Below are 16,620 nucleotides of genomic sequence, written 5' to 3'. Positions count from 1 at the left end.
TCATGTTTCTTGCTGAGTTAGGTAAGTACCTTTCGAGAGTGGCTGCGGTCGACGCCTCATGCGAAAGAAAGACAGCCATTCCCGAAAGGTCAAAGCTAGTCCTTTTCTTATAGCTAGTCCTTTTCTTATTATGAAAACGGTACATAAATGTTACATAAATATTCACTTGGAAAAAAGGAACACGGTAGTCTAAAATAAATCATGTGATATTTTTCACAAATATCGATATGTTTGTGGAGAAAAAGCATGGTTTAGTTCTGTACAGAAAGAAGGAAGCCTGTCATGGGTGCTTTATCAATTGGTGGTTTAATCATTCGGTTTTTGTTGGGCGGAGGATGCGTTGTCGTTTCTTCCCTTCTTGCTAAAAAAGCAGGGAGTAAAATAGGTGGGATTTTCGCCGCTTTTCCAGCTGTTTACTTAGCAGCTCTGCTTACGATTCATTTGGATTTTACAGGAAGTGAGCTTATCGCAAAATCCATTACGTTATCCAAAGGAGCACTTATCGGGATGTCGATTAATATCCTTTGTGCCATCGTAACAGGATATGTGTGCACAAGGGATGGCTGGAAACGAGGGCTGGCTTATTCGCTTTTTTGTTGGTTTTTCCTTTCAATGGTGACAGTATATTTATCCACTGCAGCTTAGGAGGCAATAGAATGAACAAGAAAGATTTATTTTTTCGCTTTTTACTTGGCGGCACAGCCGTTATGTTAAGTTATATCGTATCGTATTTAGTACCGTGGAAAATACTTGGGGGAATATTTGCCGCCTTTCCAGTTGTAATGGTCGTAGCCGTAATGATGATGGGCATCACAAGCGGGTCGAAAAAGGCGGCGCAAATTGCCCAAGGTTCCGTATATGGCATGATAGGATGTACGATTTGTGTCGTTTCCGTTCTTTTCTTTCTTTCTCTTAGCCATGTTTGGTGGATGAGCATACTTCTCGGGTTATTGCTCTGGTATGGAAGTGCGATTCTTATACTAAAAGTACGGGAGAAAATTAGAAACAGACGCACGGCCCCGGCCGGTACTTCATAGAATCAGAAAAATTGCCATGTTCCTGTATGAGAATAATGCTTCCAATAATCCACCCATGCATTTTTAAGTCCCTCTTGCACGTTGTTCAACTTCTTTAAATACTGACTTTGCTCGGTTGTCAAATTAACCCTCCCCTTCGTTTACTTACCCAAGAATGCTTAGTGTTTTACGCCCACTGATATTATTGCCACGAATTGATTTTTGACACACCATACATTTTTTTTGATCTCCGCTTCAGCACAATTCGTTGCCTCTCCATTGACATACCATGGTGTAGATACGTGCAAAAGGAGATGAAGAAATGTCACCCGCAACAAATCGCCCATTGACCGGCAGGATCAAAATAGATGTTCTAATTCCTGTTATCGAAAAGGATTTAAAAGTCCTCCCTTTTGTGATTGATGGAGTTAAAAAAAATGTGAAGCATCCTATTGGTGATATCATCATCGTTGCCCCCAACAACGGGAAGATTAAAAAATTGTGCAGGCAAAAGAAATGTACATTTGTTGATGAAAATTCTGTGCTGCCAATTACAAAAAAAAATATTCCTTATCGAACAAAGAAATGGGACCGGTCAGGCTGGCTTTTTCAACAACTTTTAAAATTAAGTGGGGATTCATTATGTTCCCAGAACTTCTATCTGGTCATTGATGCCGATACGGTTCTGATTCGCCCGCATATATTCAGACAAAATCAAAAGACCGTGTTTTATTGCAGAAATTGGAGCCGCGCCGAATATTTTAAGACCTACAAAAAGCTTTTGGGGAAAAGGGCTGGCTCACGCTTATCTTTTGTCACCCACTATATGCTATTCGAAAAGGCAAAAGTTTTGGAATTGAAACGAGCCATTGAAGCTAAACACAAAACAAACTGGTATCGCGCTATCATACGGAGTATCGACAAATCAAAGCAGGTAACCTTCTCAGAATTCGAAACGTATGGAAACTTTCTCTACGCAAAATATCCCGGCAAGTTAATTCAAAAGAAAGCGTTGAACAAAGGTATAAACAGGAACGTTGCAAAAATAACCCCTTTCAATGTAAAGCAATGGGCTAAAAAATACAGGTCAGTATCGTTACACGAACGGAGATGGTATTTCAAAAGAAAAGGGATCACAAAAAAGGGCGTAAATCTATGACACATTATCAAGTGGTATGGAGAGGCCCTGTACTTAGAGCGAGTGGTATTGGCATAGCGAGCAGGGAGTATGTGCTTGCGTTACATCGGCAGGGTGTTGATGTCAAAGTTGATACGAAAATGAAAAGGCCGATGAAAATAGGCAGCGGCCAGCTAAAAAAGTTAACATCCTTCATAAAAAAGTCGTAGAAAAAGTAATCCGGCTAAAAAAACAACGTGGATGATAACTTCAGGAGGAATGGTCTTGAAAATAGTATTACTATCCGGTGGTTCCGGAAAAAGACTCTGGCCGCTTTCAAATGAGATAAGATCAAAGATATTTCTGAAGTTATTACCAATAAAGAACGGCGGCAGAGAATCGATGATCCAGAGAGTTTGCAGACAATTGGATTCGGTAGGACTGCTTCCATCTACTTATATTATTACACATAAAAGCCAAATGAATATTACGAAAAACCACGTCGGCGACAGGATTCCAATCATCAGTGAACCTTTAAAAAGGGGAACCTTCACTGCTGTCGCTTTAGCCATCACGTATCTTCATTCAAAGATACATGCCGATCCTGAAGAAATGGTTTGTGTCCTTCCTGTCGACTTATTCGTCGAAACCGATTTTTTTGAGATAGTGGGTACGCTGCCCGATATCCTTGTTGAATCCCACGCCGATCTGGCTCTTCTCGGAACCACGCCTACGCACCCATCCAATCAGTTTGGTTATATTGTGCCTAAGAGCAACGGCGGCACCAACTATTATCCGGTGGAGCGATTCGTGGAAAAGCCTGTTGAAGGGAGAGCACGCAGCCTGATAAAAAAGAGGGCCCTGTGGAATTGCGGCGTTTTCGCCTTCCCGATTCGATTCATGCTTTCTTTCTTAAGGAGCAAAGGGCTACCTGTTGATTATGAGGAATTGCTCGCTGCGTATGAACATCTGCCTGAGTTAAGTTTTGACTATGAAGTCGTAGAAAAGACCCCTCGTTCCGTCGTGGTTCCCTACCATAAGGGCTGGAACGATCTCGGCAGCTGGAGTGCGTTGGCGGATTATCTTGACAGCAGCGTTATTGGTGCAGGAGAAATCTCCGATGACTCACAAAATACCCATATCATCAATGAGCTGTCCTGCCCTATTCATGTGATTGATGTACCTGATATTATCATAGCTGCCAGCCCGGATGGCATTCTTATTGCTAGCAAAAAAAATTCAAGCCGCATTAAGCAGATTCTCGATGACATGGAGCAAAAATAGACCAGAAAACCGGCTGAGAAAAAAAGAGCCCGGGAACCGATAGCATGGTAATGGATTCGAAGACGGAAAAAGACGCTCCATTGGAACGTCTACATACACTGGAGATGCTCTTCAACTGATTCGGGCTAAGGTTATTGAATAAGGGTACTCTCTCCAACAGTTCAATCATATGACCTCCATGAAGAGAATCAATCTCTCTGCTTTATGTTACGGATATCGAAGGTCTTATTCTCAATTGCCTCATATATATCCATGCAAAAGCGTCCAATACAAACCCGACCCGACAGCATTTTTTTAACACTCACTTTCCTATTTGCCTTGAGTACAGTATTCGCACCTGTTTGTCCATCAATCGTTTTGGCTGATATACTGTCTCCAGCTTCAAGTTTTGAACCCCGACAAACAGCAGACTCGTGATTGAAAATAATGTTTTTTGCAGAGTACAAATCACTAAGGAGTACTCCTTCGCGCTGAATCAAAATATCGCCATTCGACTTTAGCTCACTGTTATGGCATTGGTTAATGTAAATTTGTACTTTTTCCTCTTGCATACGAGCGACTTCTTGATGTGTATCACGAAGCAATACTAAAAAACTTTGGATCAAACTATCCGTAGCCGTTTCCAACAATTTGGTCGGTTGAAAGAAAACCTCGGACATCTCTTTCAACTTCTGGTACTCTTCATTTTTAAGATGTTGAATATTTGCAATGACAGACAACAGTTCTCTAATGGTGGTTGGTATTTCTTTAAACTTATTTTCCATCAGCAATAGTACAATTTGCCCAAACCGAATGGTTTGTTTTCTTAACTCAAGGGCTTGTACAAGCACCTTGGAAGCCAGCAAAAGTTTTTCGAATAGCTCACTTAGCGTTTTTGAGGTATTATATAATCGATTGAACATAACACCAAAATATCCGGAGTAAAGCTTGCTTCCGATCACGTTTCCTCTAACATGAATACTTCCTGTAGCTGTAACAGTAGCGTTATATATATTGCCATAGACATACACATTCCCTAATGATTCAATAATCATATGATCCGTTACATTACCGTAAACAATAACGTCACCAGAGAAGACGATATTTCCTGTCTCGATGTCCACGTTTCCAGAGACGATAAAGGCTGTCGATATATCAAACGTTTTGATTCTACTACCAGTAATTCTTGGTCTTCCCTCTTTTAATGCAATGATTTCTCCATCAGCGGTTAGTTCAACATTTGATTTTGCTACAATAAATATATCTTTGGGCGCAGGAGGAATGATTACATCACCATAAACATCATATCCAGGAACACCTTCGACTAATGGTATTTTCTTTGCAATGATTTCTCCCTTTTTAACGGAAGGAATTTGCATGTGATTGCGAAAATCAACTGAACCACCGACTTCAAAAAATTGGCTCTCTACTTGTTGTGAAAAGTATATCTCCAATTGTGCATCTTTTCCCGGCACTGCCGCTTTTCCTTTAGCTACAACGATGGGTTTGTACGTAGGAGAAATCAACTCTTGTTGAATGGATGCAAGATCAAGATTCGATTTTATTGATTTTTGCTCAAGTATTGAAGCAACATCGGTTAAATGAACAGTCTCTAACACGATGTTCCTATCCTCTTCAGCCATAATGATGATCTTAGATACAGGCTCTGTATTCATAAGTTTCCAACCAAACCGTTCTTTCGATCTCAAATGAAAATATGCATGCAATTTATCATTTGAGACTATGATTTCAAACAAGGGCTTTTCTTCAATCTCCCAGCTAATGCGATCAGCCGATGTGATCGTAGATTCAGAAACAATTTCAGTGTCATTGATTTTTAGCTTTACTGGTGCTATAGAACTAATAACAGGTAATTTTCCCCCGTCAACAGGATCTTGAATGATAATCCTGCGGTCTTTCACTTGTATCCATCCATCTTGTTTTCGTGGCAATCCGTCGATATTCTCTTTTTTTCCGTATATTGGTTTATCAATGAAATCAACATCAAGTTCGCTAAGATCTAACTGCTTGATTAAAAGTGTCAATTCATGTTCTGTCATCTGCTTCGTCACAGTAAACACCTCCCAACTGGTAAAACGTAAAAGTAATCATACTATTCAATCAATTCACAGCATTAGAAACTGATTCAAGGAATTGTTCACATCATTCGCTCAAGATTCGTCGTTTCCGCAATAATCTGGTGGCCTTTACTTGTTAATAAAGTCCTGTAAAGAAATCGAATACCTGCGTGATCTTCTGCAATCATAATTTTTGCGATATTCCCCTCCCCTTGAAAAATAAAAACATCACCCATTGGATGATGTTTAAAAGCACCCAATTCGGCGGCTTGGCTACCATAGAACAAGAGTTCCGTAGGTCCACAGCTTTGCGTCCCTTCCTTTCGAAAGGTTTGCCATTATCGTATGAGAGAATATTTTCTTGGTTCAGGTCTTTAGAACTAAGTAAAACAATTACAAAACGCTTATTTACATAGGATGTAAGCCTTATTATATTCACAAAACGCAAACTTTTCAATAGTTTATTACGAAATCGTGACTTATTTCTTTCTTTATTGACAAAAATATACTTTCAAAAACAAGAATTTATGATATATTATCTATTGTGGAAAAATTTGACGTGAAAGGTTGTGAACAAATGTCGTTTCAAGAACGCTTGCGACTAGCGAGAAAGCAGAAAAGAATGACAATGGAACAAATTGCTGAAAAAATTGGCGTAGCCAAAAGTACCTATGCCAGTTATGAATTAAAATATCGAGAACCCAATATCGCCACGATACAATCTCTGGCATCGGTCCTGCAAGTATCCACGGATTATTTATTAGGAATCATAAACGATCCGAGCATTCTTGAAACGAATGCCAAGCTATTATTACAAAATCGACAACTTCATTGGGATGGAATTAAGTTAGAGGAAGATGAACTGAAATCGATTCGAGACTTTTTAGAGTATGTAGTTCTAGAAAGAGTTGGAAATAATTCCTGAAAACATACGACGGAAAAACTGTGTGGATCGGTTTATTCTTTTTTACTGGCTTTCCACAAGGTATAATGAATGTCGATCCCTCAAAGTCAAGAAATAGCAGCGGGGCCGGGGTCGGACTTGCTATCGTGCACGATATTGTGACATGAGCAAGTGGACGGGTCTGGGCAACTATGAAAATATGTCAATAACCATTCATATTCAATTCAGGTAAGGCTTCATTCTTCCGCAAGATATCCAAAAAAACCTCCGTGGCTTTCGTATGAAATTGTGTGGCTTGCGTGATTAACGAAAATTTACGGGAAACGGGAATTCCATTTATTTTTAGAACCTTTAATGTGCCCAGTGAGATTTCTTTACGAACAGCCCAATGTGAAAGTAGCGTTATACCTAAACCCGCTTCTACAGATTCTTTAATGATTTGAGTACTGCCAAATTCCATGATGTTATGCGGATGAAGTTGGAATTTGGCAAACATTTTTTCGGTTGCCTCTCGTGTCCCCGAACCTTCTTCTCGGACAATCCATGTTTCTTCACATAATTCGGATATTTGTATTTCCTTTCGATTTGCATATCGATGGTTGGCTGAGATAATGATAAACATGAGATCCTCTGCAAATGATTCAATATGTAGGCTCTTATGTTTAAAGTCCCCTTCTACAATTCCAATATCCAATTGATGACTGGCAACCAGTTCCGCGATTTCTTTTGTATTGCCAATGGTAATGGTTGGCTTTATCAATGGATATTGCTCGCGCAAGTGTGCAATGATGTGGGGAAGTACATATTCTCCATATGTATAACTTGCCCCTATGGATAAATTCCCACTGGCCGTATGCATTAAATCATCCACTAGGCACTGCATTCGGGTATAGAGTCCCAATATTTCTTTTGCGTGATGGTACACGATTTCTCCTGCTTTGTTTAATCGTACATATTTATTGTTTCGTTCCAAAAGTTTCGTCCCAACCATTCGTTCAAGTGTTTGAATGTATTGACTGACTGCAGGTTGGGTCATGTGCAATTCTTCTGCCGCACGTGTGAAGTTTTCCTTTTCTGCTACGGTAACAAAAACAAGCAACGATTGATCCAATATGACTCCCCCCGATTTTAAAGATACCCAGTATTTATTATACCTATTTACTTATCATTATCATCATAATGATTTATTTTCGTTATTCTAATATGCGCATTATGATGGAAATGTAAAGAATAACGGAGGTGGCGAAATGGCGACTCAAGTAAAAAACACCGTGCCATTGTCAGATGGGTCCAAAATATCAAAGGATGAACTAAACCAGTTAAACAAAGCTTCATCGTTTGGATTATGGATAGGCGGAATTGCCTTTACGTTTGTCATTGCTTTAATGGGTTATGGGTTAGCAAAAGTGCCAGGTTTTGATCATGTTGGTCAACTCGCGTCTGCGATCATTATTGCTGTTGTGTATCGTCAAATATGGGGATATCCAGAATCCATACGTCCTGGGATTCAATTCTCGGCAAAAAAATTATTACGGCTTGCCATTATCTTGTTTGGTTTAAAGCTAAATATCGACATTGTTTTTCATCAGGGACTTGGTTTGCTTTTACGTGATGTCGGAACGATTGTTTTCTCCATTTTTCTAACGGTATTATTAGCAAAATGGTTAAGAGCGGATTCGTCCTTATCCCTTCTTCTAGGAATCGGTACAGGGGTTTGCGGTGCGGCTGCCATTGCGGCAGTATCCCCCATTCTAAAAGCTAAAGATGAAGATACAGCGATTGGAGCGGGGATTATTGCTTTGGTAGGTACTGTATTTGCCATCGCATATACCATTTTAAGACCTTTCATAGACTTAACGGGCATTCAATACGGCATCTGGTCAGGTGTAAGCTTACATGAGATTGCGCACGTTGCATTAGCGGCGGCTCCTGCTGGTCAAGACGCTCTGGCAATTGGCTTATTGGCAAAATTGGGGCGGGTCTTCCTGCTTGTTCCACTCAGTTTTATCTTGATGTATTGGATGAAACGTAGAGGGAAATTACAATCTGACACAAAAATCGAGTTCCCTTGGTTCTTGATTGGGTTTATCGTAATGAGTTTCTTCGGAAGCTATGTTCTTGGCAAGCATCTATTCGTTTCGAAGACTGTTATGAACAATGTAGCGAATTTTACATCATTTGTTTTAACCATGGCTATGGTGGGACTCGGGTTGAATGTAAGCCTTAAAGATCTCCGAACGAAAGCATTGCGACCACTTATTGCCATGTCGATTACATCAATCGTTCTTTCCTTCTTAACGTTTGTTGCCATGTAATTGGATTTTATACAACTAATGAGAGGGTGGTTATGAATGAAAAGACTTTTATTTGCAACTGACGGTTCGGAATACTCCGAACATGCGGCACGAATGACAGGGGAATTTTTAGATGCTTGGTCTGAAGCCACTGCTGTTGTTTTATACGTCACTGCAAAAGAAAATTATGCGTATGACTTAGTGCCTAATGCAGTCGATCGCTATGAAGAACACCTCGTGCAGCAAATTCAAAACGAGGTTGTGGAACACTTGTTTTCCAAGTGGCAAAATCGTGTTCAATTCTTGCATCGCACGGGTCATCCGAGTATAACAATCTGTGAGGTTGCCAAAGAAGAGCAGGCAGATTTGATAATCGTGGGAAGTCATGGGAGAGGTATTGTTGATCGGGCCTTATTAGGCAGTGTTGCACACGGTGTCTTGCACCGCTCTCATATCCCCGTCCTTGTTGTTAGGAAGTGAACTACCCCCCACTTAGCTAACGCTTGAAGTGGGGGCTTCTCAAGTAATATCAGCCAACGCAGATAAATTGATTGAGCTAACCCCGTTGTTCCAACGGTTAGTAGAAATCGTTTGTACGTTGGAATGGTCATAGTAAGCTTGGTTTTCGCCTATGACCAAAGTGACGGTGCAAACATTTTACATGGCAACACATGATTTGCCACCACCCCATATGTTTGATTGTCAAAGAACACGCACAAGATTCTTACTTGCCGAACCATTATCGCCAAACGCCTTTTTGATTCTGGTCACCAATCCTTCGGATGTCATGGCACAAGTTGCACTTCATGAAAGTGGTTTTGCCCCTGAAAAAGTGATCGGACTTAGAGGCGTTTTGGTGGCGGAGAAATCGTAAACCTGCTGAAAACAGGAAATGCCTATTATGCTCCTGGCTCATCGATCGTATCTATGATGGAAGCCATTTTGCTTGATGAAAAACGAATTATGCCTGTTTCCGCATTTGTAAAAGGCAATATGGAGTAGATGGCTTGTTCTAGGTGTCCCTGTAGTACTTGGTGCAAAAGGGGTTGAACAAGTGCTTGAGATTCAATTAACGGAAGAAGAACATAAAGCGCTCATGAAATCGGCAGAGGGGGTTAAACGATTACTTAAATAAATGTAATGTAGTTTACTGTTTTACCATCACTTATGATACGGTTCACCGCAACGCCACAAGGGGCAAACAATCAAATTCTATCAAGATTGTTATTTAGCGATTATAACATTAAAAAATGACCACCCAAAACTCGACAAAAGCAACAATGGGCGGTCGCTTCTTTATATACGTAATTGGGGTAAAAAAGTGCGACAATAACCTTCTATTTATATGTTTTAAACAAACTTCAAAGGTTTTATAGATGGTTTTTTGATACTTCCGTTTACTTCTTTTCGCCCTTTAAGGGCTTCTACACTCAAAAGCATTTCATTGGGAAAATTCAAAATAAATTAAATTGAAGAATGGTTTTTAACAACAGCCAAAGGGGAAACGGGAAACTTTCCAAACACCTATGATTGTTAATAATCCCCTTTGCTGTCATTACCAGAAACAGCTTCAAACCAACAAATGAAATTTCGGAACAAAAAAATACTATAAAGCCCTACAGGGCGACTAAAAGTAAAATGACGTATTAAAAACATTCATTGAAACTTTTGAATACAACTTCTGATATCTGTTTTTCATATTTAAGAGAAGGTTATTGTTGCACTTTTTATGATAATGAAATCGTTTAATATAATTTAGTAAAAATAGAACCTATCGGATAGGTTCTTAAAATGTTATGGAATCAAATGTATCTTTTTTTCTTCTGCAACAGTCTCTTCTTTTACTTTTACATCAGCGTTTGCTTGTTTCTTTTTTCTTTTATTTTCCTTAATTGCCTTTATTATTCCTTTTGTATCTCCAAAAACATCTTGTAATACAACACTTCCAAGTGCTTTTTCTATGTTATCAATCCTAATTCCAGTTGCCTTTATACCCGCTTTTTTCAGCTTCATGGCTCTTTGTTCTGCGGCCGTTAACACTTCGCTGGACATTTCTGGAATACGATAGAAAGTTACGGTGAAATGATATTCCTCATTTGCGATTTGCTCTTTCGCTTTTTCCATGAGGTGTGTTGGAACTTGTTTCTGATGGACTTTTTGAATGAGTCCAAGTGCAGTAAACATATTCAATAACCTACTAACGGTTGAATGGTCTTTTTTGATTCCTTGTTCTTCAAATTTTTCAGCTATATGCCGTGAAGAAGCGAAGAAGATGCTTTCGTTATCTACTGCTTCTCTTTCTGTCGAAATGTTAGCAAGCCCGATGGCGTTCATTTCCTGTAGGAGATATAGATGCTTCTTAATGAACTTAAATAAACCAGGGTATCTCATAGCCATTTCTTCGTCAACATTTTGTATTTCTATGATATTGTCCGCATATTTAATCTTTTGTTTGTTCATCCATTCTCCCTCTTTCACATTTATTTTAGCCATTTCACATAGCTTATTGAGTGCTTTATAATAATGGATGTTGTAGATGATTTGCATAATATCTATAATGTCGAATACGTAGCCATCTGTATTTTCTTTATTTCTTGTAAAGTATCTCCAATTACCGTGTTCATCGAAATTAACAGAAGCGATATTACTCTTAAGAATTGGACATTTGAAGTTTTTCCCGATACCTACCTCGATGCCAAGGAAATTGAGAAGATTTATTTTTCGGAACCATTTAATGGCGTATTCGTAGGATTCAACATTTATATCTAACGCAATTTTGTTTATAATAGTAGTGTAGTTTTCTTTATGGTAATCTACGAATTGATTTTCATTTTTAAGTGCTTTCGCCCAAAGCACTTTTTCTTTTGCGGAAGAGTCCTTGTTATAAACCAGTTTTTGATTCTGATTTTCTAACATTCTATTATGTTTTTCCATTTCTTTCTCGTATTTTGCGGGATTATCTACTTTTAATTTCTCCATTCTTCTTTCCCAATCAGCTTTTCTTTCTTCATAAGTCATAGCGTTGTAATCAAGAAATAACTCTTTGTATCCCATTATCTTTTTACCTCCTTCAAAATTCTGATTTTGCTTGGTTTGTTCGTATAATCTCTTTCTTCTCGGATAAAACCATGCTCTTGCAGTTCTGCTACGTAGCGAATAACTGTTTCTCTTCTAATCCCAAGTTCCTGTGCAATCTCTTTTTTCTCTTTGTTTACAACTCCGTTTTCTTGCTTTTCTTGTAAGTAGAGAAGCAAGAGCCTTTCAGCTACGGAAATCTTTTTGTTGGTCAGAATATCTATCATTCTATTAATCCTCCTTTTGAATTTTTATATCATATACAGTTGTGTTACTTTTTATAACACAAGCAAACAAAAAATTGGGTTTATATGGTCATAGGAAAATAAATGAGAAAGGAATAAATGTTTCTTATGGGAGCTAAATGATTAGAACCGAGGTAGAATAAAAAAGAAGAGCGATGGTTCAACTGTTTCCATTTTAGTTAGACAAGAATCCAAATTGAATAGCAATTGTGTCGAATCACGTCTTACCATCCTAAAAAAAGAAAAAAACCTACTCACGATTTGGTCGAGTAGGCAAAAACAGAATGATTAAATATAGATGAACGTACTGATTGTAACGGAACTACCCCGTTATACTCTGTTGTCAATATACTTATTTAGGAGTTCTTTGAAAACTCTCATGTTCAGTGAGCTACGCTCGCTAACTTCCCTTATGGGAAATTTATCAAGCAATTTTTTTGTGTCCTCATATATATTAGCAAACTCGTTTGAGTTCTCCGTAGTTATATGTTCTTCACGTTCGGAAAAAGCACGGAAATCATAATCATTTACAATAGTTTTTATTTGTATCCAATCTAATCCACATACTTCTATGATTCTATTAAGCGGAAGATAATGAATACATTTCGTTGCAATTTCTACCCTTATTTCCCTATCGGGGTCAAAATCTTTAGATGGAAAGAATGCTCTAAATGCATCTGTCGTGGGCTTGTTTTTTTCAGACTCCAATCGAATCTTGTCTATCTGGTTTTTATAATCCTTTTTCACAAAATCCCCTCCGTTATACAAATCAAGTCCACCCCAAAACCACTGAGAACTCCATAACATCGAAATTGGCATAGCAGAAGATCTTCAACCAACATCCTATAAAACAGCTTGATTTTATTGAGAATTAAAGTGATTGACTGATATGTTTGTCAATGTATTCGTTCATCAATGATTTGATTTCCTTTAGTGGGAGCCTTGCACAATCGTATATCGTTTCCAGTGCATACGGAAAACATCCCGTTCCGTACAATCCGTTTTGCTTCCTCGTAACCACCTTCTACATACGCTCGTTGGTAGTCATCCATGTCATTTGTTATAACCCTTTTGTTTTCGCACTCTTCTATGATTTGGAATGGATAGCGATTTGCAAGCTCATTGACTTCATCCCAGGTGATTCCACAAACTCCAACGACATCTTTCAATGAAAGATGATGAAAGCTTTTTTCTGCAATCTCCAATCGGTCTGCTATTGGGAGCCTTTTTATATACACTTGTAATGCTTTTTTAAAGCCTTCTGTATGCCCCGCAAGATATCCAGCCCTGTACTCGTATGTGTCTTTATAATCGTCCGTCATACGCTACACTCCTACAGGTTTAGATTGATATAAATTCTGTCTAATTCCTCTTGTTCGATTCCGATATAAGCGAGAACTTGTTTAGGGCTGGAATGATTGAGTAGACGCATAAGATAATAAATATCGGTTCCACGTTTATATAGATGGTAGGAAAATGTCTTTCGCATCCCATGACTCCCGAAATTTATATATGATAACCCACAGGCATCGAGAGCTTGTTTTAAGATTTGCACGGCACGTTGGCGGGTGATGGGTTTCTCGTCACCTTGTCGGCTAATAAATACATAATCGTCCAGTTCAGGTGTGTACTCATGCAAATATGCGTTTATTGCCTTTTTCAAATTTTGACTCACAGCAAATTCTTTACGCTTACCCGTTTTTATTTCTTTGAGTACGATATGGTCTTTTGCTTTTTTTCCGTCTGATATATCTTGAACTTTGAGTTTCAGAATGTCTGATATACGCAAAGCCGATGAAATCCCCGTCATAAATAACAAGTAGTTTCTCTTGTTCTCCTGAACATTGAGAAAATATTCCTTCATTTCATCAATATCCTTTACATCTTTTAATGGATAGGTCATTTCCAAAGTGCATTTCCTCCTTCTTTTGAGTTTTCCATAATGTAGTTATTTTGCAATTCTGTAAAACTAATAATGGAAGAAATTAAGAAACTATCATAAACCCTGATTTCATAGGGTTTTAAGTTTACCAATCCAACATTGTGTAAAACTCGTTAGTACCTGTTCCCAATTTTCTCAATCGCTTTATCAATCTTCTCGATTATCGTTTGTTTCATAACGACTGTGGTGTTTGGATGCAATACTGACCGTTTCCTTTTCCGCTTCAATTTCAACTCAATCACTCCTTTCGCATAGTCTTTTTTCTAAAAGAAAACAAACACTTAAACCAGCTTCTTCAAAGTCAGCTTCCGTATAGTTTCTTGTTCCCAAAAGTTGATTTGTTCCTTACCCAATACAACATGTACATTTTTTAGCGTTTGATAATAATTCAACTTCCATCTACCGCATTTGCAACTTTAGCGATGTCCGTTTTGCTCACAAAACTTGACTCCATCATTGAAGCCCCTTTGATAATCTTTCTTGCACTTTTGTTCGAGATATTCGATATAAGAAAGCATCATATCAAACCCCTTTTCATTCCAATGATTGCGGATGTATTCATCATGACTATGATTTGAAAAATCACAAATGGCATCAATTAGCTCGTATAGACTTTCATCTGGTAGAATTTCAAGCATCCGCTTAAATCCGACCTGGTACATCAGCATTAAAAGTGCTTTTATGCGTTCACTGTCGTCATTGGCAGGGGCAAACAAAAATCCATCGAAGCATTCCCATTTCCCTTCTCCTGGTATATGTGCTTGGAATTGTCCATAATTGATGGGTTGTGGTTCTCTTCTCGGAATCAATGGTTCATTCATTCAATATACGCCTCCATAACTATTCTAACTCCCGTTTTAATTTAGCGATTGCTTCCAACAGTCTCTCCAACGCTTTACAAGTTGCTCCTTTGCTAATCCTCGCTTGCGGGAACGGAGCTTTATCATGCAGTATTTTTTCATTCACGCTTAGTTCTCCTTCTTCCATTGATGTTTGCAATAGGGGCATTGAAACGCTACGCTATCTGCTCCGATATACGGTGCTATGATAATCTTCTTGCTCCAATGGGTTCCTGCATAATGTTCCTTTAATTCGTCAGGTATCTCTTCACCCGTCAAATTTGCATTACATTTCGGACATCGTTCTTCTTTTTTATTCATTGTCATCCCCCTCTTCCAAGAACTCTTTCCATTCTTCTTCTGTCAGGTCGCCTGGTATTCGACCCGTTTTGTTGCAGAAGTCTAACAGCCTGCGTACCTTAACACGGTACTTGTTCAGATTCGGAATACTGTAAACACCAGTTGGAAAAGCATCCTCAAATACTTTTAAATCGTCTTTCAATTCATCTTCGGTTATCTTGATAAGTGAAAAACCTCTTTTATTCCTTTCTTCTCGTCTCATTCTTAGATGTTTTTTAGTTCTTCTGGCATCATAGCTTTAAATATCAGTCGTCTCGACATGGTATACAGTGCCTTTGCTACATCATCAATTCTGTCATCATCATGATGGTCTTTTAGGAACCGAGCTACCACTTCTCTTGATGATTCCCTCGATAGGTAGAACGGTTCCATTACTCCAGTTTTCAACGCTATATCGAGCGAAAGTTCTGCTGTTTCGAGCCGATAACTCGTTCCGCCCTCTCCTCTGTGGTGTTCAATTTGACGCTCCAATTCTTCAACAAATACTGTAAAGTCAGTCATGATTCAGTCGCTCCCTCAATCTTTGCCGTTTTATTTCAAACTCTTTATAAACTAAAATGTCTACCGCTTCTCTCCGTTTCGACTTGTTTCATTACAATTAACGCTTTCTCTTTTCGGTTTTCACTTATGGTATAGACTGAAATTGAAGCAATGATGATTATGAATACAACGGCTAATCCACTTACCAGAAGTAATAAATCCATAAATCCTCACAAACCTTTCTCTCCATTGACTTTGGTCAATTAAAAATAAAAAAATCCTATATGCAATAATTGTTTCTTTTTTTAAAACAATTTGCACATAGGATTTTATTCTGTTATTTATTCTTATCTCCAACAGAACCCACACAGTAGATTATTTTATTCTATAATAATCTGACACTTTAATCGTACCTAAAATTGAAACCCGTTGCAAGTTATCAATGACATAGATGTTAGCCTGCAAATTTCTTACAAATCCCTTACAATTTCTTCATCAAGTATGGTTTTTCTTTCTTTCCAATCAGGCATTATCGCATATAGAAAATCATAAAATTTGTGGTCATGATTTTTATGTAAAAAATGGGCTAACTCATGTAAAACAACATAGTCGATACAATATTTTGGAGCTTTGATAAGTTCAAAATTAAGAAGGATTTTATTTGAATCCTTTAAACACGAACCCTACAATGAACCCATAAGGTGAGACACAAGGAGGCGATAAATAAGTTATACTGAGGACATGGAGAAACGAAATCGATATACGGCAGAATTTAAGACGAAGGTCGTACTGGAAGTGCTGAGGGAAGAGCAGACGGTGAATGAAATTGCCGGGAAGTATGAAATCAGTCCGGTGATGTTGAGCCGGTGGAAAGGAGAATTTTTGGAGCGAGCCTCCATGGTGTTCGGACGGGAAAGCAAGGCAGCTGAAAAGATGAAAAGGAGCTATGAGGAGAAGCAGGAACAATTGGAGAAGCTGGTCGGCCAACTGACGCTGGAAGTCAATTG

At 38.5% G+C, this 16,620-nt stretch carries 24 protein-coding genes, 1 pseudogene and 1 riboswitch; of the genes and pseudogenes, 11 read left to right on the top strand and 14 right to left on the bottom strand.

Going from position 1 to position 16,620, the window contains the following annotated elements; all coding sequences use genetic code 11:
- Nucleotides 1–282: 282 nt before the first annotated feature.
- The 5 genes from H525_RS0111090 to H525_RS23685 all read left to right on the top strand — a co-directional run bounded on the left by H525_RS0111090 (nucleotide 283) and on the right by H525_RS23685 (nucleotide 3,417).
- Entirely contained in the window at nucleotides 283–645 is a 363-nt protein-coding gene (locus tag H525_RS0111090; protein WP_027416275.1) for a DUF3147 family protein, read from the top strand.
- An 11-nt stretch (nucleotides 646–656) separates the two neighbouring features.
- Complete coding sequence (locus H525_RS0111085; RefSeq protein ID WP_027416274.1) at nucleotides 657–1,037, top strand: DUF3147 family protein; 381 nt, start codon at nucleotides 657–659, stop codon at nucleotides 1,035–1,037.
- Nucleotides 1,038–1,338: 301 nt separating this feature from the next.
- Nucleotides 1,339–2,175, top strand: a complete 837-nt coding sequence (locus H525_RS0111075; RefSeq protein WP_027416273.1) for a DUF6492 family protein — start codon at nucleotides 1,339–1,341, stop codon at nucleotides 2,173–2,175.
- On the top strand, nucleotides 2,172–2,363 hold the full coding sequence (locus H525_RS0111070) for a hypothetical protein (protein ID WP_027416272.1): 192 nt from the start codon (nucleotides 2,172–2,174) through the stop codon (nucleotides 2,361–2,363). Before H525_RS0111075 ends, H525_RS0111070 begins: the two co-directional genes overlap by 4 nt.
- Nucleotides 2,364–2,418: 55 nt before the next feature.
- On the top strand, nucleotides 2,419–3,417 hold the full coding sequence (locus tag H525_RS23685) for a sugar phosphate nucleotidyltransferase (RefSeq protein ID WP_051330973.1): 999 nt from the start codon (nucleotides 2,419–2,421) through the stop codon (nucleotides 3,415–3,417).
- A gap of 188 nt (nucleotides 3,418–3,605) precedes the next feature.
- On the opposite strand, the gene H525_RS0111060 is transcribed toward H525_RS23685, so the two are convergent.
- Nucleotides 3,606–5,468, bottom strand: coding sequence for a FapA family protein (locus H525_RS0111060; RefSeq protein ID WP_051330972.1), 1,863 nt, complete (start codon nucleotides 5,466–5,468; stop codon nucleotides 3,606–3,608).
- A gap of 86 nt (nucleotides 5,469–5,554) precedes the next feature.
- The gene (locus tag H525_RS29500) at nucleotides 5,555–5,761 is read right to left on the bottom strand and encodes a response regulator (RefSeq protein WP_027416270.1); all 207 of its coding nucleotides are present in this window, start codon (nucleotides 5,759–5,761) and stop codon (nucleotides 5,555–5,557) included.
- A riboswitch (cyclic di-GMP riboswitch) is annotated at nucleotides 5,735–5,821 on the bottom strand. It overlaps the preceding gene by 27 nt.
- Nucleotides 5,822–6,051: 230 nt before the next feature.
- Between H525_RS29500 and H525_RS0111050 the strand changes: the two genes are divergently transcribed.
- Nucleotides 6,052–6,399: a helix-turn-helix domain-containing protein gene (locus H525_RS0111050; protein ID WP_027416269.1), complete on the top strand. Its 348-nt coding sequence runs from the start codon at nucleotides 6,052–6,054 to the stop codon at nucleotides 6,397–6,399.
- A gap of 181 nt (nucleotides 6,400–6,580) precedes the next feature.
- Here H525_RS0111050 and H525_RS0111045 read toward each other — a convergent pair whose 3' ends face one another.
- Nucleotides 6,581–7,489, bottom strand: a complete 909-nt coding sequence (locus H525_RS0111045; protein WP_027416268.1) for a LysR family transcriptional regulator — start codon at nucleotides 7,487–7,489, stop codon at nucleotides 6,581–6,583.
- A 136-nt stretch (nucleotides 7,490–7,625) separates the two neighbouring features.
- On the opposite strand from H525_RS0111045, the gene H525_RS0111040 reads away from it, so the two are divergent.
- From H525_RS0111040 to H525_RS29495, 4 genes are all read left to right on the top strand, one after another.
- A complete protein-coding gene (locus H525_RS0111040; protein WP_027416267.1) occupies nucleotides 7,626–8,693 on the top strand; it encodes a YeiH family protein in 1,068 nt (355 codons plus the stop codon).
- Nucleotides 8,694–8,729: 36 nt separating this feature from the next.
- Entirely contained in the window at nucleotides 8,730–9,152 is a 423-nt protein-coding gene (locus tag H525_RS0111035) for a universal stress protein (RefSeq protein WP_027416266.1), read from the top strand.
- Between the two features lie 151 nt (nucleotides 9,153–9,303).
- A complete protein-coding gene (locus H525_RS26290; protein WP_081413355.1) occupies nucleotides 9,304–9,546 on the top strand; it encodes a hypothetical protein in 243 nt (80 codons plus the stop codon).
- Nucleotides 9,547–9,726: 180 nt separating this feature from the next.
- Nucleotides 9,727–9,807, top strand: coding sequence for a hypothetical protein (locus H525_RS29495; protein ID WP_425387684.1), 81 nt, complete (start codon nucleotides 9,727–9,729; stop codon nucleotides 9,805–9,807).
- Nucleotides 9,808–10,466: 659 nt separating this feature from the next.
- Here the strand turns inward: H525_RS29495 and H525_RS0111025 are convergent.
- From H525_RS0111025 to H525_RS26285, 11 genes and pseudogenes are all read right to left on the bottom strand, one after another.
- Nucleotides 10,467–11,726, bottom strand: coding sequence for a hypothetical protein (locus H525_RS0111025; RefSeq protein ID WP_027416265.1), 1,260 nt, complete (start codon nucleotides 11,724–11,726; stop codon nucleotides 10,467–10,469).
- Entirely contained in the window at nucleotides 11,726–11,974 is a 249-nt protein-coding gene (locus H525_RS0111020) for a helix-turn-helix domain-containing protein (protein ID WP_027416264.1), read from the bottom strand. The genes H525_RS0111025 and H525_RS0111020 overlap by 1 nt, the downstream gene beginning before the upstream one ends.
- A 348-nt stretch (nucleotides 11,975–12,322) precedes the next feature.
- The gene (locus tag H525_RS0111015; RefSeq protein WP_035100726.1) at nucleotides 12,323–12,739 is read right to left on the bottom strand and encodes a hypothetical protein; all 417 of its coding nucleotides are present in this window, start codon (nucleotides 12,737–12,739) and stop codon (nucleotides 12,323–12,325) included.
- Nucleotides 12,740–12,888: 149 nt separating this feature from the next.
- Nucleotides 12,889–13,314, bottom strand: coding sequence for a hypothetical protein (locus H525_RS0111010; protein ID WP_027416262.1), 426 nt, complete (start codon nucleotides 13,312–13,314; stop codon nucleotides 12,889–12,891).
- An 11-nt stretch (nucleotides 13,315–13,325) separates the two neighbouring features.
- Nucleotides 13,326–13,895, bottom strand: a complete 570-nt coding sequence (locus H525_RS0111005; protein WP_051330974.1) for a tyrosine-type recombinase/integrase — start codon at nucleotides 13,893–13,895, stop codon at nucleotides 13,326–13,328.
- A gap of 455 nt (nucleotides 13,896–14,350) precedes the next feature.
- Complete coding sequence (locus H525_RS0110995; protein ID WP_027416260.1) at nucleotides 14,351–14,755, bottom strand: hypothetical protein; 405 nt, start codon at nucleotides 14,753–14,755, stop codon at nucleotides 14,351–14,353.
- A 19-nt stretch (nucleotides 14,756–14,774) separates the two neighbouring features.
- Nucleotides 14,775–14,900, bottom strand: a complete 126-nt coding sequence (locus H525_RS28980; protein WP_281172606.1) for a hypothetical protein — start codon at nucleotides 14,898–14,900, stop codon at nucleotides 14,775–14,777.
- Between the two features lie 2 nt (nucleotides 14,901–14,902).
- Nucleotides 14,903–15,094: a hypothetical protein gene (locus H525_RS0110985; protein ID WP_027416259.1), complete on the bottom strand. Its 192-nt coding sequence runs from the start codon at nucleotides 15,092–15,094 to the stop codon at nucleotides 14,903–14,905.
- Nucleotides 15,087–15,335 (bottom strand): hypothetical protein, encoded by a 249-nt coding sequence (locus H525_RS23680; protein ID WP_035100722.1) that lies wholly within the window; start codon nucleotides 15,333–15,335, stop codon nucleotides 15,087–15,089. Before H525_RS23680 ends, H525_RS0110985 begins: the two co-directional genes overlap by 8 nt.
- 2 nt (nucleotides 15,336–15,337) lie before the next feature.
- Complete coding sequence (locus H525_RS0110975) at nucleotides 15,338–15,634, bottom strand: hypothetical protein (RefSeq protein ID WP_027416257.1); 297 nt, start codon at nucleotides 15,632–15,634, stop codon at nucleotides 15,338–15,340.
- Between the two features lie 449 nt (nucleotides 15,635–16,083).
- Nucleotides 16,084–16,284 (bottom strand): annotated as a pseudogene (locus tag H525_RS26285) (M48 metallopeptidase family protein); the annotation flags it as partial.
- A gap of 70 nt (nucleotides 16,285–16,354) precedes the next feature.
- On the opposite strand from H525_RS26285, the gene H525_RS0110965 reads away from it, so the two are divergent.
- The coding region (locus H525_RS0110965) for a transposase (RefSeq protein WP_027416256.1) at nucleotides 16,355–16,620 on the top strand (266 nt) is incomplete at its 3' end.

The organism is Aneurinibacillus terranovensis DSM 18919, assembly GCF_000430625.1.
GTDB classification, from domain to species: Bacteria; Bacillota; Bacilli; order Aneurinibacillales; family Aneurinibacillaceae; genus Aneurinibacillus_B; species Aneurinibacillus_B terranovensis.
This window is presented reverse-complemented; position numbering and strand designations above follow the sequence as displayed.

What these genes read in the sequence shown, in the direction of transcription:
- H525_RS23680 (WP_035100722.1), bottom strand. Translation starts at nt 15,335, where the DNA reads ATGAGACGAGAAGAAAGGAATAAAAGAGGTTTTTCACTTATCAAGATA.
- H525_RS0111090 (WP_027416275.1), top strand. Translation starts at nt 283, where the DNA reads ATGGGTGCTTTATCAATTGGTGGTTTAATCATTCGGTTTTTGTTGGGC.
- H525_RS0111050 (WP_027416269.1), top strand. Translation starts at nt 6,052, where the DNA reads ATGTCGTTTCAAGAACGCTTGCGACTAGCGAGAAAGCAGAAAAGAATG.
- H525_RS0111085 (WP_027416274.1), top strand. Translation starts at nt 657, where the DNA reads ATGAACAAGAAAGATTTATTTTTTCGCTTTTTACTTGGCGGCACAGCC.
- H525_RS0111010 (WP_027416262.1), bottom strand. Translation starts at nt 13,314, where the DNA reads ATGACGGACGATTATAAAGACACATACGAGTACAGGGCTGGATATCTT.
- H525_RS0110975 (WP_027416257.1), bottom strand. Translation starts at nt 15,634, where the DNA reads ATGACTGACTTTACAGTATTTGTTGAAGAATTGGAGCGTCAAATTGAA.
- H525_RS0111020 (WP_027416264.1), bottom strand. Translation starts at nt 11,974, where the DNA reads ATGATAGATATTCTGACCAACAAAAAGATTTCCGTAGCTGAAAGGCTC.
- H525_RS0111070 (WP_027416272.1), top strand. Translation starts at nt 2,172, where the DNA reads ATGACACATTATCAAGTGGTATGGAGAGGCCCTGTACTTAGAGCGAGT.
- H525_RS26290 (WP_081413355.1), top strand. Translation starts at nt 9,304, where the DNA reads ATGACCAAAGTGACGGTGCAAACATTTTACATGGCAACACATGATTTG.
- H525_RS0110985 (WP_027416259.1), bottom strand. Translation starts at nt 15,094, where the DNA reads ATGAATAAAAAAGAAGAACGATGTCCGAAATGTAATGCAAATTTGACG.
- H525_RS0111040 (WP_027416267.1), top strand. Translation starts at nt 7,626, where the DNA reads ATGGCGACTCAAGTAAAAAACACCGTGCCATTGTCAGATGGGTCCAAA.
- H525_RS0111035 (WP_027416266.1), top strand. Translation starts at nt 8,730, where the DNA reads ATGAAAAGACTTTTATTTGCAACTGACGGTTCGGAATACTCCGAACAT.
- H525_RS0110995 (WP_027416260.1), bottom strand. Translation starts at nt 14,755, where the DNA reads ATGAATGAACCATTGATTCCGAGAAGAGAACCACAACCCATCAATTAT.
- H525_RS0111005 (WP_051330974.1), bottom strand. Translation starts at nt 13,895, where the DNA reads ATGACCTATCCATTAAAAGATGTAAAGGATATTGATGAAATGAAGGAA.
- H525_RS0111025 (WP_027416265.1), bottom strand. Translation starts at nt 11,726, where the DNA reads ATGGGATACAAAGAGTTATTTCTTGATTACAACGCTATGACTTATGAA.
- H525_RS0111075 (WP_027416273.1), top strand. Translation starts at nt 1,339, where the DNA reads ATGTCACCCGCAACAAATCGCCCATTGACCGGCAGGATCAAAATAGAT.